The following is a 20,622-nucleotide window of genomic DNA, read 5'->3' as shown; positions in this document are numbered from 1 at the left end:
CGGACATTCGCTTTTGAAATCGCACTTTTAACGAGTGCACGCCCGCTGGCACAGGGGCGTTTTTTTGGGTCTTTTTACTAGACGACCGGTCTATTGATTTGGAGTTCTTATGATTGATAACGTTGTTGATACCGACCTTTTTTCGCCCATGGCCATGGGCGCGCTGCAGTTAGCCAACCGGATTGTCATGGCACCGGTGACCCGCAGCCGGATGGCCGAAGACGGCGTGCCGAATGAAATGCATGCGACCTATTACGCCCAGCGCGCCAGTGCAGGCTTGATCATCGCCGAAGCGACGAACATTTCCGCTCAGGGACGCGGCTATGCGATGACCCCGGGAATCTGGTCGCAAGAGCAGGTCGCCGGGCGGAAAAATCGTCAGCCAGTTGTGGCATGTCGGGCGTTTTTCCAGTGTCGAGTTGCAGCCCAATGGCCAGGTACCGGTCGCGCCTTCGGCGATCAAGGCTGAGGGCTGCACGTACACCGAGAAAGGTTTTGTTGAAGTGTCGATGCCGCGTGCGCTTGAGACCTCGGAAATTCCGGGAATCATCGAGCAGTACAAACTGGCTGCCGAGAACGCCAAGCGCGCCGGTTTCGACGGTGTGGAAGTGCATTCTGCCAACAGTTATCTGCTCGACCAGTTTCTGCGCGATTCGACCAATCAGCGCACCGATCAGTACGGCGGCTCCATCGAAAACCGTGCCCGGCTTACGCTGGAAGTCACCGAAGCGGTGGTGTCCATCTGGGGCAGCGACCGCGTCGGTATCCGCCTTTCACCTGTAACGCCCGATGCCGGCAATACGCCGCCCGACAGCAACGTCATGGCGACATACGGGTACCTGATCCAGCAACTCAATCGATTCAATCTGGCCTACCTGCATTTCGTCGAAGGCGCCACGGCCACTTCGCGCACCGTGCCGGCGGGCGTGGATCTGGACGCGTTGAGTGCGCAGTTCGAAGGCGCGTTCATTGGCAACAACAATTACGACCTGGCGATGGCGCTTGAGCGTCGGGCGCAGGGCCGTATCGACGCGGTGGCGTTTGGTCGCTTTTTTATCGCCAACCCCGACCTGGTGGAGCGTCTGCGGCGCGGTCTCGAACTGACCATTGCGCCGCGTGAGAGTTACTACGGCGGGGGCGCCAAAGGCTACATCGATTGGCCAACCGCCAACGCCTGAATGACTGCCCGGGCGCAATCGCATTCACTGTAAAGAGGAACGGAACATGAATTATCTACACAACAAAGTCGCCATCGTCACCGGCGCATCGTCCGGTATCGGGGCGGCAATCACTCGTGCGCTGGCCGCACACGGCGTTCGCGTCGTTGCCGCCGCGCTGGCCGCACACGGCGTTCGCGTCGTTGCCGCCGCGCTGGATGAACACGGTCTGGCAGCCTTCGTCGCCGAGTTGCGTGAAACCGGTCACGACGTGGCCGCTTTTACCACTGATGTGACCCGGCCGGATCAAACCCGGGCGCTCGCCAGATTCGCGCAGGACACCTATGGCGCTGTCGACATTCTGGTGAACAACGCCGGGCTGATGCTGTTCTCCAACTGGGTCGATCTGGCTGTGACGGATTGGGACAAGATGATCGACGTGAACATCAAAGGCTATCTCAATGCCACAGCGGCCGTGCTGCCAAAGATGCTGGAGCAGAAGTCCGGGCAGATCCTCAACATGGACTCGGTGGCCGGGCACCAGGTCGGGCCAGCGGCGGGTGTTTACAGCGCCACCAAATTTTTCGTGCAGGCCATGACCGAGTCCATGCGCAAAGAGTTGGGCGTGCAGCACGGCATCCGCGTCAATACGGTCAGCCCCGGCGTCATCAATACCGGCTGGGCGGACAAGGTCAGTGATCCACAAGGGCGCAAGGTCGCCCAGGAACTGAACCGCATCGCCATCGCGCCCGACGATATCGCGCGTGCCGTGATCTACGCGCTCAACCAACCGGAAAACGTCACCGTCAACGACCTGATCATTTCGCCGACGCGCCAGGATTGGTGAACGTCGGCTACTCCCGCTGCCGAGTGCCAACCCCGGCTCCCGGCAGACTTTGTCATTCACCTGCAACGATAGGAACAATCATGTCCAAGAACATCAAAGCCGTGCCGACGGCTGAATACAACGCTGTCATCGCTACCGCCAATCAATACGTCGAAGGCCTTCGCATTGGCAGCGCGCAAGGCCTCGCTCAAGCCTTCCATAAAGAGGCAGTGATGTACGGTTTCACCAACGGGGAACTGCTCGGCGGGCCGATCAGGAACCTGTTCGATTTCGTCGAGAAAAACGGCGCAGCCCCCGAGATCAGCACGCGACTTGACGTGCTGGCGATCACCCCGACCACTGCGGTGGTACGTGTGGACATGGAAGCGGATGCGATCGGTGCCGACTACAACGACTACCTGACCCTGATCAAAATTGACGGCGTCTGGAAGGTCATCGCCAAGGTGTATCACCAGTTCGAGGGCTGAGTACCCATCGGTCCCGGCAGTCTGCTGCCGGGCGGCCTGCATGTTGGCGGCCAGTCTCGGTTCGCGACCGGCCAACATACTGGTGGTCGGCGCGGGCGGTACGGCACAGGAAATCATTGCGATGGCGGCGCTGGAACCGCAGTGGCGTTTCATGGCGGTTGATCCCTCCGCGCCGATGCTTGAAGCCGCCGTGCAGCAGTTGGAGGCCAACGACTTGCTGCATCGCACGCAGGTTCATCTCGGGCAGGTCGAGGACTTGCCGGCCGAAGCGTCGTTCGACGCCGCAACATTGATAGGCGTGCTCCATCATCTGAACGGTGATGACCCCAAACGCCAGATCCTGCAATCGATTCAGGCTTGTCTCAAACCGGGCGCGCCGCTGATTGTCGCGGGCAACCATTACGCTTATGCCAGCCAACCGCTATTGCTCCAGGCGTGGGGACAACGCTGGCGGCAGCAAGGTGCCTGTGCGGAGGAGGTGAAGGCCAAGCTGGGCAAGATTCTGCAAGGTGCCGATCCACCGCATTCCGAGGCAGCGGTTCAGACGCTGTTGAGCGAGGCCGGGTTTGGCGAGGCGACGCGGTTCTTCAGCAGTTTATTTTGGGGGGCGTGGCTGACGTATAAAAACGAAAGCCTCTAAAAGTAGCGACTCGGCACTTCCCCCAACACTTGCTTGAACACCGTCGCAAACGCACTGGAGCTGCTGTAACCCAAGTCCATCGCGACTTGTGTGACCGACTGACCGTTGCCCAGCATGACAACCGCCGCCAGCAGACAGGCTTGTTGCCGCCATTCGATATAGCTGACTCCGGTGTGCAGACGAAAATGGCGGGTAAAGGTGCGTCGGCTCATTCCTGCACGGTGCGCCATTTCATCAATACCGGCCTGCAAAGAAGGCTGCTGCAGAAACGCGCGGCACACCGTCGCCAGACGCGGTTCTGCCGGTAACGGCGCGTTGAGCGAAAGCGCAGGCATGCTGGCGATTTCATGCAGCAGCAAGCCCATCAAATGGCCGTCACGCCCTTTAGTGGAATAGCGCGCGGGCACATCGATGGCTTTCATCAGCAGATGTCGCAGCAACGGCGACACGTCCAGCACCTGGCATTGCCCCGATAGTCCGAGGCGCTGCGCCGCTTGTTTGCGGATGTAGGTGTTGTGCAGCGTGACAGGCCCGCGCATTTGCATGGAGTGGGGCAGTTGCGCCGGTACCCAGATGCCGCGTTGCGGCGGCACGACCCAGTTGCCGACATCGGTAAAAACCGTGATGACGCCGCTGGCGGCATAGGCGAATTGGCCGCGCTGATGATCGTGCAGCGGGAACAGCGTGCCGTCCGCGTAATCAATGGCGGTCACGACGGCATCGCGTGGGGTGTTCTGATAGGGATGGCTGGAGATTTCTCGCATGGCCCGATTCTAATGAAAGTTGGCCTGTGAATGAAAGCAGGCCAAGCCGATTGCCTGCATATTTCCTCGCGGCCGAGTACTTCCGCTCGGCGCCGGGAAAGATTGACCATGCAAAAGAAGCATCTTGTACTCGCCGTTCTGGTGACGGCTGTCTGGGGATTGAACTTCCCCGTGACCAAACTCGGACTGGCCGCTATCGACCCGCTGTTGCTGACGGCATTGCGTTTCACCCTGGCTGCATTGCCTTGGGTGTTTTTCGTCGAGCGTCCGCGCGTGGCGTTTCGCTGGCTGGCTGCTTACGGATTGATCTTTGGCGTGGCGATGTGGGCGTTGATCAACCTCGGTATCGCTTGGGGCGTGCCACCGGGGACGGCATCTTTGCTGATCCAGTTCAGTGCGTTTTTCACCTTGGCGTGGGGCGTGGTCTTTTTTGGTGAACGTCTGGGCCGGTTGCAATGGCTCGGCAGCTTGTTGGCCGCCGCAGGTTTGCTGGGCATCGTACTGAGTAGCCCCGGCGACGCTTCAACCGCTGGATTGGCACTGGTTATCGGCAGCGCCTTGGCGTGGAGCATCGGCAACGTGGTGATCAAGGTGTCGAAAGTGCGTGAGATCTTCGCGTTTGTGGTGTGGGCCAGCCTGTTCCCGCCCATCCCGCTCATGCTGCTGACATGGTTGCTGCATGGCTCGGCACCGTTCACTGCGCTGCCGTCGCAGCTCAATGCGCTGACGGTGTTTTCGCTGGCGTTTCAGGTCTACGCCGCGACGCACTTCAGTTATTGGGGATGGAACCTGCTGTTGCGCGAATACCCGATGTCGCGAGTGGCACCGTTGTCGCTGTTGATTCCTGTGTTCGGCATCCTCAGCTCGATGGCGATTTTCGGCCAGTATCCAGGTCTTGCTGATTGGCTTTTGATTATGCTGGTGCTACTGGCAATCGCCTTGGGGTCAGGGCACCTGCACGGATTGCTACTTCGCCCTCGCGTACGCCATTAACGTTCAGCGATTGAGGCCAGCCACTGTGCCTTGGACAGTCCGTAGCACTTGCACAGCGCAGGTCCCCCGGAGAGATTCAACTCGGCATCATAAAAGTGCACGGCGCCGATTTTCAGCAGCGCTTTTTGCGATCGGATATTGGCGGGGCCGACGTGGAAATAGACGATGTCGTAGACCGTGAATGCATGTTCCAGCATCAGTGACTTCAACTCACGATTGGCATCGCCACCCCATTTCGCCCGCACCAGAAAGGTGTAGCCGATGGCGATACTTTCGGGCAGATCCGGCGGCGAGTAGTAGCTGGACATTCCCACGATCTGCCCCGACTCGATATCGATGACGGCAAGTGCTTTTGCGCTGGCCAGTCGCGCGGCGAAGTACGCTTCAAACACTTGCCGTTCATAGCGATCGCTGGCGGGGTGGCCGGCCCAGATGAGCGGGTCGCTGGCGGCCAGGAACAGCGCTTCACAATCACTGGCGGTCAGCGCCCTGAGTGTCAGCGTGCGTCCATAAAGGGCGGATGGGCAGTAGAAATCTCGTACAGGCATGGTTTCCGTTCCTGGTCGAACCCGGTGTGCGGCCAGTTTAGGGCGGCAGGACATTAGGGAAAGATCCAATTCGAGGTGGATTCATGGAGCCATCGGCTTACGGGTTTCGCAGCGTAAGTGGGTGGATCTGTTGCTTTGAAAGGTTATGCAAGCGTTTGACGCGGGTCCGTGTGCAGATTGGCGATTCTCAGGCATGTGCCGCTCATGGGCGATCGTTCAGCCAGAATAGGTCAACCGCGCCACTGCTCAATCAGCAACACCAGCGCAATGACAATCATGATCAATCCAGACGTTCGACTGACCCAGCGCGCCGCCGCAGGTCGCGCCTGCAGCACGATTTGTGAGCCAAACCCCACCAGCAGATAAATCACCCCACAGCTGACGGTATGCAGCAAACCGAGCGCCACCATTTGTACCGGCAGCGGCCATGGTGCGTGTGTATCGGTGAACTGCGGCAACAACGCCAGAAACAGCAGGAACACTTTCGGATTCAAACCGCTGACGCAAAGCCCCTTGAATGCCCAGCGTGCCCATGAGTCAGTCGCCTGGCTGGCATCCGCATGCGGTGTGGAAGGGCGGACGAGCATGTTGACGCCGAGCCACAGCAAGTAACCCGCGCCGGCCACGGTCAGTACGGACAAGGCCAGTGGGTGGTTGGCGATCAGCGTGCCGACGCCGGCGGCAACGATCAGCGTCGCCAGCAAATGACCGGATAGCAGTCCGCCTACGGCGGGCAGCACGACGCGGTGCTTCAGGCCGGCGGAGATCGCGTAGGCCCAATCGGCGCCCGGAGTGATCACGAACAGGATCGACACCGCCCAGAACGCGACGAACATGCTGAAGGTCATGGCGTCACCCACGACCGTTGATACGACGTTGTTTGTTTCATCATGACTCCCCGAAGACGTTTTTGCCTGAAGGAAGAATAATGAAAGTCCGCTAGAATCTTCTTTCAAAGAGCGTCGTCATTGCACTTCATATTGGAAGGTTTTACTGCATGGACAGAATAGACAGGAAGATTCTTGCTGAACTGCAAAAGGACGGTCGCTTGTCGGTCACTGAACTGGCAGACCGCGTCGGCCTGAGCCTTTCGCCTTGCCATCGTCGTGTGCGCGCACTGGAAGAGTCCGGTGTGCTGCTGGGTTATCGTGCGCAACTGGACCCCAGCGCACTCGGCCTCAATTTCTCCGCGATGGTCTTTGTCACGTTGCGTGAGGGGGACCGGCCAGCAGTCGAGGCCTTTGAATCGGCGCTGGTGGACATTGCACAAGTGGTCGATGCGCAAAGGCTGTTTGGCGAACCGGATTACTTGCTGCACGTCATCACTGAGGACTTGCCTGCGTTCCAGCGTCTGTATGACGACAGCCTGTCGACCTTGCCCAACGTGCAGCGGCTGACCTCGACGCTGGTGATGAAACGGGTGGTACAGGATCGGCCGCTGCCGTTGTAGGTGAGGGGGATTTCAGCTTTCGCTGGTCTCGATTGGCTCTGCGGCTTCAGCCTCCAGTTTCGCCCGGTCAGCCTTACTGATGTATTTGGGCTTCTTCGGTGCCAGTTTGGCGCTGGCCTTTTTGGCCTTTTCCTTGAACAACTGCTTGAGTTTCTTTTGGCGATTCATGTTTTCTGTCCGGCCTACAAGTTTGAGTAACGACTAGCGAAGGGCGTAAACGTACGCATCAAGGGGCGAGCCGTCAGCCAGTGTCACTTGAGTCAGGAGACGCTGGTACTCGGCGCCTTCGAACTCATCGAGGGCCGCCCAATGGGCGGCGAAGTTTTCAGACGAGAAAACGTAGCCTTCGATAGCGTCGCCATCGTCCGCAATCACCAGCCCCGGGAAACCCATTTCCGCGCCCCAGCCTGCCTGAGCCAAACGGCCCTTGAGCGAGGCGGTTTGCCATGTGCCGCCGATGTTCAGCATGACATGCTCATTCGGGCGCCCTGGTCCCAGGGTTCCATAAACGAATAGACGCTCCACGTTTGCTCCTTTCGCTCGAAAAGGGGCGAATCCTGACGTAAGCCTCGGGCCAAGGCAATGCCAATTCCTTACATCGCGATAAAGTCGCGTACAGCCTTGATGGTCGGCGCCGGGGCTTCTTCCATCAACCAGTGTCCCGCCGCCGGTATCACCACTTCGGTCACATTGTCCGCAGCATTGCGCATGACGATCGCTTCGTTGTTGCCGAAGGACTTTTCACCGCCCACGGCCAGCACCGGCATGCTCAAGTGTTTCTGCAGAACGGGGGCGTTGTCGAGGGCGTCCTGACGAATGCTGCGGAACTGGGCGAACGCGGCGTGCATGGCGCCAGGGCGGGCGTAAAGCTTGGCGTAGTGCTGGCGGGTGCCTTCATCGACTTTGGCCGGGGTGCCGGCGAACTCGTTCCAGAAGCGGTCGAGGTAGATGCGCTCACGCCCGGCGACCAGACGCTCCATGTCCGCACCGCCGAAGTCGAAGTGCCAGAGCATCGGCGAACGAACGATGTCGTTCCACGGTGTGATGCCGGGCACGGGCGCATCCATCACCACCAGGCGCTCGGTCAGCTCGGGATAGCGCGCGGCATAGGCGAACGCGACCATGGTGCCGATGTCATGCCCGATGACCACCGAGTGCTCGATCTTCAGTGCGCTCAATACCTGACGAATGTCGCCGGCCTGAGTCTTTTTGTCATAGCCGCCTTCGGGAATCGACGACAAGCCCATGCCACGCAGATCCGGCACCACCACGGTGTGATCGCGGGCCAGATCCGCCGCCAGCGGCGCCCACATGTCACCGGTATCACCGAAACCATGCAACAGCACCACGGCGGGGCCTTTGCCACCGACACGCACGTGCATCGTCGCGCCGTCGACCTTGATGTCCTGAGTATGGAAGGTCGCAGGAAAAGGGACGACGTCGGCATGAGCCTGGAAACTTAGGGCAAGAAGGGCGAGGGCGGTCAGTAGCGGGCGAGTCATGACGAAGTCTCCAAGCGTGATGGCGATGGAGAAAGCGTAGACGTATCGATCAGGGCCGGAGGAGTTTCATTTGGAAGCGAACGCCGCCTCGATAAACGCCCCCAGCGCCTTCTCCTCAAGAATCTCGATAGAGAAGTGACCGAAGCGTTTGGGCAACCAGAGGATGCGCGTTCCGGACGGCGAATGCAGGTGCTCGCGAGTCAGCGGCTGGCCGTTTTCGTCCTCCGGCTGAACCCCGCTGGCGACCAGTTCGTCGTAGGCCAGTTCGATATCAGGGGTCGTGTAGCAATGACGGTAAATCATGCCTTCGCCCACTGTATCCAACAGTTCCTTGAGATTCCCCGCCAGCGGCTGGACCAGCATGAAGCGTTCCTGACCGATCAGCGCGACGGCATAGCGCACGTGCAGGCCACCACGATTCCAGATCTGCGTTGTGGAGATCCGCGCCTTGAGTATCTTTGTGTAGTAGGCGCAGGTTTCTTCAAGGTCATTGACCAGAACGTCGATGTGGCTGAATTTCAAATCCATGGAACGGCTCCTGTCGAGCGGTGTCGAGAGGCACGGACGAGGTCCGCTTGATTCGAGTGTCAGACGATTTTCAAAGCACTCAGCACAATCAGCGATTGCTCGGCAAAAGCCTGAGCCTGTTCGGTCAGCGCGGCAATGTTGGCTTCGGCGGTGGTCAGCGGTTTGCCGTCCTTGACCAACACTTCGTTTTGTTCAGCGATGATGCTCCACGCCAGTTGCGCCCACTCTGCCGGGTGCTGTTTGCCTTGGCGGATTGCAATCAGGAACAGTTGCTGGAAGCGGCTGACCATGACGCCGCCCCCGGTGACCGGGCTGCTCAGCACCTGAATGTCGGCGTTGAACAACGCGCGCTTGCACAGTTGCAGGTTGAACGCAGCGCAGCGTTCGTACACCAGCGCCTCGGCAGCTTCGCTCTGGCAAGGGGCTACCGCGCCCATGCCAACCAGAATGGCGATGGCCTGTTCCAGATCGTCATAGGCCATTGGCGACAGCGCATCGAGCAAATGCTGCATCGTTTTGGCTTCATACGTCTGGCCCGCGAGGGCAGCGAGGAGCGGGCGGTAAATGTCCGCTTGCAATGACGCTTCGCCAGCGGGGCCGGTGACGCTGGACGCTACGTTCTCTGTCGGTTGCATGAGGATAAATCGCGTGTTGAGCATACGCGACCGGCGCTCGGCCGCGCTGAGTCGGTTGGCACCGCGCACGTATAGATCGCGACGGAAAGCCTGGTTGACGAAGTAGTCACGCGCCTGCTCGCGCATCACCGGATGCTCGATACCGTCGAGAAAGGCCAGGCCTTCGGCGCTCAGGTTGAGTGCATCCACCGAATCCATCGGCACCGCCGTCGTGACGTAATCGAGCTTGGCCGGCGCCAGTGCGTCGACCATGTCGGCGAAATACATGCAGTTCCAGTCGCGATTGAAATATTCGTGGGCGACATATTGGCGATCCTGACCTTTGATGGTCTGCAGTCGGGCACCCAGACTCGGCGCGGCGATGGCGTACTTGGGGTTGGCCGCCAGCAGCGCTTCGGAAAACTGCAACGCGGCATCGATGCGCTGATCCGACCGCGTCGAGTGGCTGGCAAAACGGTCGTGCAGGCTGAACAATTGGCGCAACGGCGCTGAAGGCGACCAGCCCGGGAAAGCGTTGTAGCTGACGTACAGATGACCACCCGGTTTGAGATGGCGCCGGGCGAATTCGACAATCAGCTTCTGGTTGTCCCGGCTGACCCAGGTCCAGATGCCATGCAGGCTGATGCTGTCGAACTGTGGCAAATCATGGCGCGCCAGCAGTTGCTCGAAGCTGTCGTCATACAGCCGCGCACCGTTGTTGCCCAGCGCCGCGAGTTCAATGGCGTGGGCCGCCTGACCCGGGTGGAAGTCCGTACCAACGAAACCGGCAGGGTTGGCGGTGGCGTGGATATTGATCGACACACCCTGACCAAAACCGAGTTCGCAATGATAACCGTCGGGATTGTCCAGACCGGCGAAGCCGCGCAACAACAGGCAGTAACGCTGGAAAACAGGATTGATTTCCCGGCTATAGCTGTAGGTGTAGCCTTCGTCCGTGAAATAACCTTCGTTCCAGGCATTGCTCATGGGTGCAGCCTCTTGAATCGTAATGGAAAGTGGCACTTGGACGGAGGTGGGCTTACGCCGTCAAAACCCCTCGGTGTCCACCAGAATGTTGTCGGCAGGATCGAACCATTCGATAGGGTCCATGTGGATATTTCGCAGACCCACGGTTTGCCGGTGAGACGCGTACAGCGGCTCGGCCCAATAGTTGATCAGAATCGAACGCCGGCGCCCACCCAGCAGATTCCGGCTGCCGGCATGTAACAGGTCGACATCGAACACCAGAATGTCGCCCGCACGGCCCGCGAGCTGGACCGATCGCGTCTCGTCATTGATATCTACGGGCGACGCTCCCGGCGCAGGGCGATGGCTGTCGGGGACGAGACGGGTCGCGCCGTTGTCGGTGCCATAGTCATCGAAAAAAGCCAGGGCCACCGCACAGTCGCCGGGGCGCTGTGCGGACAAGTCGCGATGCAGTTGCTGATGGCCGCCACCCGAAAGCGGTTCACGACCCTCGACCTGGGACAGAAAGAAGCGCTCCGCGATCAGCTCACCGACCACGGCCAACAGCGCTGGCAAGCGACACACCGCGCGCACGCTCGCATGCTCATCCAGCAGCGAATGGCGCCAGTCCTGACCCCGTGGGACGGGCCAGCGATCTGACGGCAGCACACCCGCATCGAACGCCTGGCGCAGGTCGTCCAGCCACTCGGCAGGTATGGCGCGACGGAGCAGGGCAAAACCCTGCTGATGGAGCTGTTCACGTTTATTCATGATTGGACGTGTCCGCTCCTTACAATCGAACGCCCATCTCCAGGGCACGGGTCTCGAAGCCGAACTCGGCATACATACGCACCGCACGCTCGTTGAAAGGCCAGACTGTCAAGCGCAAGTCCTGCGCATTCTGCTCGATGGACCATTCCTTAACCCGTTGAATCAGTGCGCGGCCAACGCCTTTGCCCCAGAACGGCTCGGCGACACACACCGAACCGATGCGCACAACATTCTGCGGCTGCATCAACGGCCCGGAACTGGCGGACAGGGTGGCGGTAATGAACGCGACGGGCTGTTCACTGGCGCTGGCGATGAAGACGATCTGACCGGATTTTTCGAATACTGCGGCCCAGTGCGGCAAGTCGCGGGCGAAATCTTCGGTGGCGGCGGCATAGATATCGGGGCGGGCGGCGTGGTGGACCGAATTGAGCAATTGGCCCAGTTCGCTCATTACCAGCGCATCGTCAGCAGTGGCAATGCGGTAGGTGATGACTTCTTCCATGATAAAAATGCTCCCGGGATGTGTTCATTAGCTTCGCATCCTGCGGTAAACGGCGAAATAAAGCATCCAGGATCCTGCGCGCATTTCAACGAAGCAGGGTGCGTCTGGGTCGCTTTTTCAGGCCAATCTGTGCATTGAATGTTTTTGCGTTAAACGAATAATCGAGCGCTCGAATCTTTTGGGGTTGGGCTCTGTATGGAAGCGTTACGCATTCAATCTGGCGACATTTATCGTTCACGGACGGCAGCCTCGGAGAGTCGCCCATGAGCCTGCATACCCGCACCAAACGCCTGACTGTACCGCAATTGGTGGCCATGAAAGGCCAACAGAAAATCGTCTCGCTCACGGCGTATTCCAGCAGTATCGCCACGCTGATCGACCCCATCGTCGACTTCATTCTGGTCGGTGATTCCACGGCCATGGTCGGTTACGGACGCGCCTCGACGCTGAGCATGCAGCTTGAAGAAATCATCGGCCACACGCGGGCGGTGGTCGACAGCACGCGCCTGGCCTGTGTGGTGGCCGACATGCCGTTCGGCAGTTATCAGGAATCAAATGAACAGGCCTTTCGCAATTGCGCTCAGGTGTTGGCGCGTACCGGTTGTGATGCGGTGAAACTGGAGGCCAACCAGGCCTTGGCGCCGACGGTCGAGTTTCTGGTGGCGCGCGGAATTCCGGTCATGGCCCATGTCGGCTTGATGCCGCAGTTCGTCAATGTCATGGGCGGTTTCAAGGCTCAGGGTCTGACGGCTGAAACCGGTGCAGTGATTGCCGAAGACGCCCGGGCGAATCTCGACGCGGGCGCCTTCAGCCTGTTGCTCGAAGGTGTGGCGGAGGGCGTGGCGCGGCAGATTACGCTGGACTCGACAATGCCCACCATCGGCATCGGCGCTTCACCGGCCTGCGACGGGCAGGTGCTGGTTACCGAAGATGTACTCGGCCTGGGCGGTGAGCATCTGCCGCGTTTCGTCAAACGCTACGCCGATGTCGGCGCGGTGATCAGCGAGGCTTGTGCGCAGTTTGCTGATGACGTGCGCCATGGTCGGTTTCCTGAAGCGCGGCATTGTTATGGACTCTAGTTACGCCGGATGTTCTGCGCCGATAGCTTGCGCCAGTTGTCTCACCGCGTGGGCGATGTTCTTGTCCCAATCGAGGCTGTAGCTCAGTCGCAGGTGCTGCTTCCAGGCGCCTTGCTGGCTGAAGATTTCGCCGGGGGCGATGACGATCCGCTCGGCCAGCAGGCGCTCGAACACCCGTTGCATGCTGATTGGACGCACAGCCTTGAGCCAGAAGCTCGCACCGCCCTGTGGGGCGACTACCTGCCACTGACCGTTACCGTGTTCTTCCAACAAGGTCTGTAGCTGTTGCATGCGCTTGCGCAACAGTGCTCGCAGGGTGGTCAGGTGCTGGTCGATGCGCCTGGAGCTGTAGAGTCTGGCAATCGCTTTCTGCCGCATCGGCGAGAGGCGAAACCCACGCTGCATAAACAGTCGATGAAATTGCACGGCCTGCTGGCGGCACAGCACATAACCATACGGCGCTTCGCCGCCAATGATCTTGTCGAACGTCGAGAACACCAGCAGCTTGTCCGGGTCGGCAAAATCGCGATAGCGCGCGGGTGAATCGGAGAAACTCAACTCGCCCCACGTGTCGTTTTCGAACAGCCAGATATCGCGCTCGGCCAGCCAGTCACAGATCTGCTGCTTGTCGTGGGCCGGCATCAACTGGCCCTGAGGAATATTCACCGTGGAGGAGAGCACCGCCAGGCGCACCGGTTCGCGCATCAGTAACGCCTTCAATGCAGACAGGTTGAAGCGGCCGTCATCGCCGAGGGGCATTTCGATGACGCGGATATCGGCCGCCTGCAACTGGCGCAGAATCGCCCACGAGCAGGGCGACTCCACCAGCGCCACAGTGCCACCGAGATTCAAGGCGCTGAGCGACAACTCCAATACGCTGCGCAGGTCCGCGCCGATATACACCTGTTCGGCCTGCCAGTGGTTGCGAGCGGAACGGGTGTAGCGTTCCGCCAGGGCCGCGCGCAATTCCGGCTCGCCGAGGGGCTGATAGAGCGGTGCATTCGAGGGCGGGTATTGGCGAATCAGCTCACGCTCCATCATCAACAACGGTCCCTGCAGCGACAGCAGCATCGCCGGCGCATCGCTGCTCAGGGCCAGCATGCCGGGCTGACGGGCGCTGGCGAAGACGTGGTCGAGAAGATTGCCGGAGTTGGTCGTCACAGGCGCCGCCGGTATTGACCGGGTGAAATAGCCGAACCTGGCTTTGGCGTGAATTCTGCCTTCGTCTTCGAGCAGGGCATATGCATATTTGGTCGTCGACACCGACACGCCGAGGCGCAGCGCCAGTTGTCGCAAGGACGGCAGTTGTTGTTCCGCCATGCCACGGGAGGCCTCGATCAGGCCGAGGAGGTAGTGGTAGACCGCTTGATAGGCGAACGCGGTGTCCTTGGGGGCCGGCAATGCTGTTCTCCTGTTCATTACGATTCCGTTATCCGAGTTGCGCAAAATGACGAGGCGTTGCCTGCGCACATCTCTTGCTGCGGGGCGTCGGCGAGTCTAAATCAAGCGTCGCCTGAATTCTGAAGAAAGCGCTGAGGACGGCACGGCCCGAGGGCAGCAGATGACTGGCGATCCAGCAGCTCTTCACTGGCGAGGCGCCCGACGATTGCTGCCAGCGTCACACCGGGATGCATCGCACAAACGTAAACCCCGCCGACCCCTGGCAAGTAACCGACCACGGGGATGCCATCAGCAGGCATGGGTCTCAGCCCGACGGCGACGGTTTGCGCCTCAATGGAAACCACTCCGTGAAGTTCTTTGCGTATGGCTTCAGCGGTTTGCCGGGCGATGTCTGTCGGCGAGTTGCCCGGCGCCTCTCCCAGATAATCTTCAGCGGCCAGCAACGTGCCGTCGGCACTTTGCCGAACCTCCATTTCGGGGCTGGAGATGATGCCTTTGACGAGACCCGGTTGGGTCTTGTAACGAATGAAAATGGCGGGCGAGGCGTCGATGGGCAGGGAGACGTTGAGCATCTGTGTTAATTGCCGGGTGCCAGTCCCTGCGGCAAGCACAACAAGGTCGGCATCAAACGTGCCCGCTGAGGTTTCAACGCCGGTGACATCTGCGTTGCAGGTTTTGAAAGCGGTCACTCGGGTGTGGGTGAGCAATTGCGCGCCCAGCGCCTGGGCGCCGGCAATCAAGGCGCGGGTGGCCTGCACGGCGTCGAGTGCGCCTTCTTCCGCGCGATACAACGCGCACGATGGGGGAATTTTCAGATTGGGTTCGCGGGCAAGCACCTCGGTAGCTGATAACAGCGTTGCCGAAGCAGGATGTTCCGCCGATTCGTCGTACGACAACGCCCCGGTCCAGCGAATCTGCAAATCCGGCAGCTCGGTTTCGAGTCGTCGGTAGGCTTCTATGGCCATACCGCGCAACTGCGCAATCGGATCAGCGCCGGCGTGCGTGGCATTGATCCAGGCGAAAGAGCTTGCCGTCACGCCGCTCGCGATCCCGTTAGCTTCGATCAACGTGACGTGCGCCCCTTTGCCAGACAGGTGATACGCAAGTGAGGCGCCAACGATGCCCGCACCAACCACCACGATTCGCTCACGTGCCTTCTGATCCATTTCAACATTCCCTGTTGTCGATCAGCTGATCCTGCAGCAGGAAGACGTTGTGAGCAACCAGAAAAAAAGCCCGGCCGAAGCCGGGCTCGTCTGCTTGCAACACGTTAAGCGGCCATATTCCCGGCAGCCATTTCCTTCTTGCAGCTGGCTTTCATGGCTTCCATCTGCGCGCCCAGCTCTTCGAGTTTTTCCTTGCCCAGAAGTTTTTTCGCTTGGGGAAACATTTCCGTTTCTTCCTCTTCGATATGGTGCTCGAGGAGTTCCTTGACCACTTTCACCCGACCGGAAAATTCCGGGGTGCCCGGGTCGGTGAGTTTCAGATCGGGCAGCACCAGTGAGTCCACGGTGCGGTGTTCTTCCTTGGCTTCGAAGTACATGACGTCCTGTTCCTTGCTGCCGGCAGCCTTGAACGCGGGGTAGAGAATTTCCTCTTCAAGGCGGGTATGGATGGTGATTTCCATTTCCAGTTTGCCCAACAGCTCGACACGTTTTTTCAGCGCACGCTCCGTCGAGTCGCTGAGCTGGCTGAGGATGTCTTTGACTTTTGCATGATCGGCTTTGAGAAGGTCGATGGCGTTCATTATGGTTCCTCGGCTGTCACGGAGTGAACACAGCCCGTTGTTTCACGGCGCTGTGAATGCTCTGGAACTGTGGCATTTGCCATGCCAATCAATCGTTCCGGCAAAATCCCGTTGCTTCAAAGGCTTACCGCGCTCGCGGCAAATTGCCTTCGTGCAGGCTGCATGACCTGCATCGTGCGAGCATTGCAGTTCACAACCCCGGCTGAATTTGCACGCCGACGTAGCTGTCCAACGCGCATCCGAGTGTTCTTCGAGGTGGACGTCATGCTGAATGAGACGCTGATCGACGCAAAGGGTCAGAGGCCGTTTTCGCCACTGGGCAAATTGCATGGGCGCCTTTGATTCCGCCTTGATGGCGGCGCGCATGCAGTTCGCGATCACCATCAGTTTTCATATCGTGCTGGCGGCGTTCACCATCGGCCTGGCCAATTTTCTGCTGATCCTTGAAGCACTGTGGTTACGCAGCGGCCGTCAGGTCTTTCTGGATGTCTATCGTTACTGGCTCAAGGTCTTTGCGCTCAACGTCGCGATCGGCGTTGCTTCCGGACTGATTCTTGAGTACCAGTTCGGACTGAACTGGTCGCGGCTTGCCGTGAAGGCCGGGGACATTCTCGGGCCGCTGATGTTCTACGAAGTGCTCGCAGCGTTTTTTCTCGAGGCAGGTTTTCTCGGCATCATGCTGTTCGGACTCAAAAAGGTCGGGCCGCGCCTGCACTTCTTTGCGACCTGTGCCGTGGCGGCGGGGTCACTGATGAGTGCGTTCTGGATTTTGTCGGCCAATTCCTGGATGCACACGCCGGCCGGCTATTCGATTGCCGCTGACGGGCGTTTCATTGCCGAGGATTGGTGGGCGATTATTTTCAATCCATCCTTTCCCTATCGACTGGCGCACATGACGCTGGCCGCGCTGCTCGGCACGGCGACCGCGCTGGCGGGCGCGGGCGCCTGGCAACTGTTGAAGGCGCCCGACAACCCGCGGGCACGCCTGCTGTTTTCCATGGCACTTTGGGCAATCGTTGTATTGATACCCGTGCAGATCGTGGTCGGCGACCTGCATGGTCAGCACAGCTTGAAAGTCCAGCCGCAGAAAGTCGCGGCCATCGAGGGCAGCTGGACACGCCCGCCGCAAGGTGCGGGCGAACCCTTGCGTCTGTTTGCGTGGGCGGACATGACTGAGCGGCGCAATCACTGGGAAGTCGCGATTCCGCGAATCGGCTCCTTGTATCTGAGTCATGATCTGAGCGGCACCATCAAGGCACTGGATGAGTTCGCACCGCAGGATATTCCGCCCGTGGCGCCGGTGTTCTTTGCGTTTCGTCTGATGGTCGGGTTGGGGCTGCTGATGCTAGGGCAAGGCTTGATCGGTCTGATCCTACGACGGCGGCGACGTTTCTACATCGCTCGCCGCTGGTTGTGGGCCAATGTGCTGATGGCGCCGGCCGGTTTTCTCGCCATGCTCAGCGGCTGGACGGTCACTGAAGTCGGGCGCCAACCCTATACAGTCTATGGTCTGTTGCGCACGGCCGACAGTCTGTCCCCGGTCTCGCGCGAGCAAGTGCTCGGTTCGACCCTGCTGATTCTGCTGTTCTACTTGCTGGTTTTCGGCATCGGGCTCTGGGTGTTGCTGCGCATCCTGCGCGAGCCTGCCCATGAGAATCAGCCCGGACCGCAGCCGACGCTGGCCGATGAAACGGGGCAGGCAGGGGATCGCTCGCATGGACACTGACTGGATAACCCTGCTGTGCGCCGCCGCCCTCGGCTTCTCGGTGCTGAACTATGTGCTGCTCGACGGCACCGACCTCGGTGTCGGCGTGCTGATGGGGCTGACCCGCTGCCGTAATCATCGCCGCGCCATGGCCGTGACGATTCTGCCGATCTGGGATGCCAACGAGACATGGCTGGTGCTCGGCGGCGGCGGTCTGTTGGCGTTGTTCCCGCTGGCCTACGCGATTCTGCTGCCAGCGCTCTACCTGCCGTTCATTGTGATGTTTCTGGCGTTGATGCTCAGGGCAATGGCACTGGAATTCCGCGATTATTCACCCAGCCAACGCATCAAACGCTGGGTCGATGGCGCCTTGATGGGTGGCTCACTATTGACCGGCGCACTGCAAGGCGTGGTGCTGGGCACATTGATGCAGGGCGTGCCGCACGAGAGCGGGCAATACGTCGGTGATGGCAGTGAATGGCTGCGCTGGTTTCCGTGGTTTTGCGGGCTGGTGCTGGTGCTGGGCTACACGTGGCTGGGCGCCTGTTGGCTGTACTGGCGAACTGTCGATGAACTGCAACAGCGTTCCGCTCGGCAGGCAAAGGCACTGGCGGTGCTCACCGTAATGGCATTGATTGCACTGGTCATCTGCAGCGCAACGTTGCACGAACAATATGCACAACGATTGTTTGATCCACGCGTGTGGGCCCCGGCGGCAGTGCTGCTCAGCGCATGCCTGCTGGCTTTCTCTTTCGGGTTTGCCGGGCGCTTTGACTTTCTGCCGTTGTTCGCGGCGCTGGGTGTCTTCGTGCTGGCCTTCGCGCTGATGTTGGTGGCGCTGTTTCCGCTGATCATTCCACCGGACCTGACCTTGCAGGCCGCCACGTCGAGCCCAAAAAGCCAGGTGTTCATGCTGATCGGCTTTGCCGTACTGATTCCGGTGACGCTGATCTACAACACGTTCGGCTTTCGGGTCTTCAGCGGCAAGGTGCGCGTGACCGGCGACGACGGATCCCACTGATCCGATCGTGAAGAAATTCTCTGAACTCGTTCTGAGGCGAGCCTTCCCAATGTGAAGCAGCAGCCATTTCACTCATCAGTACGAGGACTTTGCCATGCGAGCCATGACCTACCACGGTACCCACGACGTGCGAGTCGAGACAGTGCCTGACCCGAAACTCGAAGCCCCCGACGACATTATTCTGCGCGTCACGGCCACCGCCATCTGCGGCTCGGACCTGCACCTGTATCGGGGCAAGATTCCGACGGTCGAGCATGGCGATATCTTCGGCCATGAATTCATGGGCATTGTCGAGGAAACCGGGCCCGGCGTGACTGCTGTGCAGCGCGGTGACCGGGTGGTGATTCCGTTTGTGATCGCCTGCGGTGACTGTTTTTTCTGCCAGCAAGAACTTTACGCCGCGTGCGAAACCACCAACAGCGGCGCCGGTGCGGCCATGAACAAGAAACGCATACCACCGCCGGCCGCGCTGTTCGGCTACAGCCGGATGTATGGCGGCATTCCCGGCGGCCAAGCGGAGCTGGTGCGGGTGCCCAAGGCCAATACCGGGCCTTTCATCGTCCCCGGCACGCTGTCGGACGAGAAAGTCCTGTTTCTGTCCGACATTCTGCCGACCGCCTGGCAAGCGGTGCTCAATGCACAGATCGGCCAGGGATCGAGCGTGGCCATTTACGGCGCCGGGCCGGTCGGATTGCTCAGCGCAGCGTGCGCGAAGATGCTCGGTGCCGAGCGTATCTTCATGGTCGATCACCACCCGTATCGGCTGGATTACGCGCAACGCACCTATGGCGTGATACCGATCAATTTCGATGACGACGATGATCCGGCGGACACGATCATGAGTCAGACGCCGGGCAGTCGCGGCGTCGATGCGGTCATCGATGCGGTGGGGTTCGAAGCCAAGGGCAGCACCACGGAAACGGTGCTGGCCACGCTCAAACTCGAAGGCAGCAGCGGCAAAGCCCTGCGTCAGTGCATTGCGGCGGTACGCCGTGGCGGGGTGGTCAGTGTGCCGGGTGTCTATGCCGGGTTTATCCATGGTTTCCTGTTTGGCGACGCGTTCGACAAGGGCCTGACGTTCAAGATGGGCCAGACCCATGTGCAGCGTTATTTGCCTGAACTGCTTGGCTATATCGAGACCGGCGCTTTGCAACCCGACGCGATCATCACCCACAGGCTGTCGCTTGAGCAGGCCGCCGAGGGCTATAAGATCTTCGACAAGAAGCAGGAGAACTGTCGCAAAGTGATCCTTACGCCGGGTGGCAGTGATGTGCCGTTAGCGGAAACGGCCGAGATGCCGCCACTGGTGCCGGCCAGTTGAATACACTGCAAAAGCCCGGGTTGCGCCGGGCTGGCAGTTGTTGGAATGATTGGCGTGGGCTGCGGTCAACCGGGAAATGAGCCTTCGAGTGAGTGTCATGTCCATCGCCAATCAAACGGTCGACTACTTGCGCCGTCACGCTCTGATCCTGACCACGGCAGAGTCGTGTACGGCCGGCGAAATCGTGATGATGCTTTCCGCTGTGCAAGGCAGCGGCGATCTCATCGAGTGCGGTTATGTGGTTTATTCACCCCAGGCCAAACAACGGCTGCTGCACGTCAACCCTGACACCATCGAAACCTTCAATCTGACCAGCGTAGAAGTGGCCCGCGAAATGGCGCTCGGCGCCTTGTGTGACAGCACCGCCAACGTTGCCGTTGCCACCACCGGCATTCTCGGTCCCGAAGACGTCGATGGCATTGCCGCCGGCACGGTGTGCTTCGCCTGGGCCTTTCAGTCGGCAGAAGAACATTGCGTGTTCAGCCGTCAGCAGTGGTTCCCCGGTACGCGATGTGAGGTGCAGAGCGCCGCGTCGGAATATGCCTTGCAGCAACTGCCGCATTTTCATCGACGGGCGCTGCACGGCGAGCGAGGTTAGG

Annotated in this window: 22 protein-coding genes and 2 pseudogenes; 11 read left to right on the top strand and 13 right to left on the bottom strand. The window is 59.9% G+C overall.

Annotated features, from left to right (window positions below):
- The first annotated feature begins 109 nt into the window (after nt 1-109).
- From ACZ0A4_RS11045 to ACZ0A4_RS11030, 4 genes and pseudogenes are all read left to right on the top strand, one after another.
- Nucleotides 110-1,178: pseudogene (locus ACZ0A4_RS11045) on the top strand (alkene reductase).
- Between the two features lie 46 nt (nt 1,179-1,224).
- Complete coding sequence (locus ACZ0A4_RS11040) at nt 1,225-2,004, top strand: SDR family oxidoreductase (protein ID WP_463574653.1); 780 nt, start codon at nt 1,225-1,227, stop codon at nt 2,002-2,004.
- A gap of 80 nt (nt 2,005-2,084) precedes the next feature.
- The gene (locus ACZ0A4_RS11035) at nt 2,085-2,471 is read left to right on the top strand and encodes a nuclear transport factor 2 family protein (RefSeq protein ID WP_463574651.1); all 387 of its coding nucleotides are present in this window, start codon (nt 2,085-2,087) and stop codon (nt 2,469-2,471) included.
- A 31-nt stretch (nt 2,472-2,502) separates the two neighbouring features.
- Nucleotides 2,503-3,111 (top strand): annotated as a pseudogene (locus ACZ0A4_RS11030) (class I SAM-dependent methyltransferase); the annotation flags it as partial.
- Here ACZ0A4_RS11030 and ACZ0A4_RS11025 read toward each other — a convergent pair.
- Nucleotides 3,108-3,875, bottom strand: coding sequence for an AraC family transcriptional regulator (locus ACZ0A4_RS11025; RefSeq protein WP_463574649.1), 768 nt, complete (start codon nt 3,873-3,875; stop codon nt 3,108-3,110). The pseudogene ACZ0A4_RS11030 and the gene ACZ0A4_RS11025 sit on opposite strands and share 4 nt — an antisense overlap.
- 108 nt (nt 3,876-3,983) lie before the next feature.
- On the opposite strand from ACZ0A4_RS11025, the gene ACZ0A4_RS11020 reads away from it, so the two are divergent.
- Nucleotides 3,984-4,868 carry an EamA family transporter gene (locus ACZ0A4_RS11020; RefSeq protein WP_463574647.1) on the top strand — a complete coding sequence of 295 codons (885 nt, stop codon included), beginning with the start codon at nt 3,984-3,986 and terminating at the stop codon, nt 4,866-4,868.
- Here ACZ0A4_RS11020 and ACZ0A4_RS11015 read toward each other — a convergent pair.
- Together ACZ0A4_RS11015 and ACZ0A4_RS11010 are read right to left on the bottom strand one after the other, a co-directional pair.
- Entirely contained in the window at nt 4,865-5,416 is a 552-nt protein-coding gene (locus ACZ0A4_RS11015) for a GNAT family N-acetyltransferase (protein WP_463574645.1), read from the bottom strand. The two genes, ACZ0A4_RS11020 and ACZ0A4_RS11015, sit on opposite strands and share 4 nt — an antisense overlap.
- 230 nt (nt 5,417-5,646) lie before the next feature.
- Entirely contained in the window at nt 5,647-6,264 is a 618-nt protein-coding gene (locus ACZ0A4_RS11010) for a LysE family translocator (RefSeq protein ID WP_463574643.1), read from the bottom strand.
- A gap of 149 nt (nt 6,265-6,413) precedes the next feature.
- On the opposite strand from ACZ0A4_RS11010, the gene ACZ0A4_RS11005 reads away from it, so the two are divergent.
- Nucleotides 6,414-6,866, top strand: a complete 453-nt coding sequence (locus tag ACZ0A4_RS11005; protein WP_463574641.1) for an Lrp/AsnC family transcriptional regulator — start codon at nt 6,414-6,416, stop codon at nt 6,864-6,866.
- Between the two features lie 12 nt (nt 6,867-6,878).
- Here the strand turns inward: ACZ0A4_RS11005 and ACZ0A4_RS11000 are convergent, their stop codons facing one another.
- The 7 genes from ACZ0A4_RS11000 to ACZ0A4_RS10970 all read right to left on the bottom strand — a co-directional run bounded on the left by ACZ0A4_RS11000 (nt 6,879) and on the right by ACZ0A4_RS10970 (nt 11,749).
- Entirely contained in the window at nt 6,879-7,034 is a 156-nt protein-coding gene (locus ACZ0A4_RS11000) for a DUF2986 domain-containing protein (RefSeq protein ID WP_463574639.1), read from the bottom strand.
- 33 nt (nt 7,035-7,067) lie between these two features.
- Nucleotides 7,068-7,391: a gamma-glutamylcyclotransferase family protein gene (locus ACZ0A4_RS10995; RefSeq protein ID WP_463574637.1), complete on the bottom strand. Its 324-nt coding sequence runs from the start codon at nt 7,389-7,391 to the stop codon at nt 7,068-7,070.
- Nucleotides 7,392-7,459: 68 nt separating this feature from the next.
- A complete protein-coding gene (locus ACZ0A4_RS10990; protein WP_397481073.1) occupies nt 7,460-8,368 on the bottom strand; it encodes an alpha/beta fold hydrolase in 909 nt (302 codons plus the stop codon).
- 66 nt (nt 8,369-8,434) lie between these two features.
- On the bottom strand, nt 8,435-8,896 hold the full coding sequence (locus ACZ0A4_RS10985) for a VOC family protein (RefSeq protein ID WP_463574635.1): 462 nt from the start codon (nt 8,894-8,896) through the stop codon (nt 8,435-8,437).
- 59 nt (nt 8,897-8,955) lie between these two features.
- Nucleotides 8,956-10,497, bottom strand: a complete 1,542-nt coding sequence (locus ACZ0A4_RS10980) for a methyltransferase regulatory domain-containing protein (RefSeq protein WP_463574633.1) — start codon at nt 10,495-10,497, stop codon at nt 8,956-8,958.
- A gap of 60 nt (nt 10,498-10,557) precedes the next feature.
- Complete coding sequence (locus tag ACZ0A4_RS10975; protein WP_463574631.1) at nt 10,558-11,247, bottom strand: phytanoyl-CoA dioxygenase family protein; 690 nt, start codon at nt 11,245-11,247, stop codon at nt 10,558-10,560.
- A 19-nt stretch (nt 11,248-11,266) separates the two neighbouring features.
- Nucleotides 11,267-11,749, bottom strand: a complete 483-nt coding sequence (locus ACZ0A4_RS10970) for a GNAT family N-acetyltransferase (protein WP_463574629.1) — start codon at nt 11,747-11,749, stop codon at nt 11,267-11,269.
- Between the two features lie 263 nt (nt 11,750-12,012).
- On the opposite strand from ACZ0A4_RS10970, the gene panB reads away from it, so the two are divergent.
- On the top strand, nt 12,013-12,828 hold the full coding sequence (panB, locus tag ACZ0A4_RS10965; RefSeq protein ID WP_463574627.1) for a 3-methyl-2-oxobutanoate hydroxymethyltransferase: 816 nt from the start codon (nt 12,013-12,015) through the stop codon (nt 12,826-12,828).
- On the opposite strand, the gene ACZ0A4_RS10960 is transcribed toward panB, so the two are convergent.
- The 3 genes from ACZ0A4_RS10960 to ACZ0A4_RS10950 form a co-directional block, all read right to left on the bottom strand.
- Entirely contained in the window at nt 12,829-14,247 is a 1,419-nt protein-coding gene (locus ACZ0A4_RS10960; RefSeq protein ID WP_463574625.1) for an aminotransferase-like domain-containing protein, read from the bottom strand. It lies immediately after the preceding gene.
- Between the two features lie 83 nt (nt 14,248-14,330).
- Nucleotides 14,331-15,395, bottom strand: coding sequence for an NAD(P)/FAD-dependent oxidoreductase (locus tag ACZ0A4_RS10955; RefSeq protein ID WP_463574623.1), 1,065 nt, complete (start codon nt 15,393-15,395; stop codon nt 14,331-14,333).
- A 104-nt stretch (nt 15,396-15,499) separates the two neighbouring features.
- Complete coding sequence (locus tag ACZ0A4_RS10950) at nt 15,500-15,976, bottom strand: hemerythrin domain-containing protein (protein ID WP_122854441.1); 477 nt, start codon at nt 15,974-15,976, stop codon at nt 15,500-15,502.
- Between the two features lie 328 nt (nt 15,977-16,304).
- Between ACZ0A4_RS10950 and ACZ0A4_RS10945 the strand changes: the two genes are divergently transcribed.
- The 4 genes from ACZ0A4_RS10945 to ACZ0A4_RS10930 all read left to right on the top strand — a co-directional run bounded on the left by ACZ0A4_RS10945 (nt 16,305) and on the right by ACZ0A4_RS10930 (nt 20,621).
- On the top strand, nt 16,305-17,702 hold the full coding sequence (locus ACZ0A4_RS10945) for a cytochrome ubiquinol oxidase subunit I (protein ID WP_463574621.1): 1,398 nt from the start codon (nt 16,305-16,307) through the stop codon (nt 17,700-17,702).
- Entirely contained in the window at nt 17,692-18,702 is a 1,011-nt protein-coding gene (cydB, locus tag ACZ0A4_RS10940; protein ID WP_463574619.1) for a cytochrome d ubiquinol oxidase subunit II, read from the top strand. Before ACZ0A4_RS10945 ends, cydB begins: the two co-directional genes overlap by 11 nt.
- 94 nt (nt 18,703-18,796) lie before the next feature.
- Complete coding sequence (locus tag ACZ0A4_RS10935) at nt 18,797-20,023, top strand: zinc-dependent alcohol dehydrogenase (protein ID WP_463574617.1); 1,227 nt, start codon at nt 18,797-18,799, stop codon at nt 20,021-20,023.
- 97 nt (nt 20,024-20,120) lie between these two features.
- On the top strand, nt 20,121-20,621 hold the full coding sequence (locus ACZ0A4_RS10930) for a CinA family protein (protein WP_463574615.1): 501 nt from the start codon (nt 20,121-20,123) through the stop codon (nt 20,619-20,621).
- Nucleotide 20,622 lies beyond the last annotated feature (1 nt).

It is taken from the genome of Pseudomonas sp. AC172, from assembly GCF_979258595.1.
Note: the sequence above shows the minus strand (reverse complement) of the source record. Positions and strands in the feature narration are given on the sequence as shown.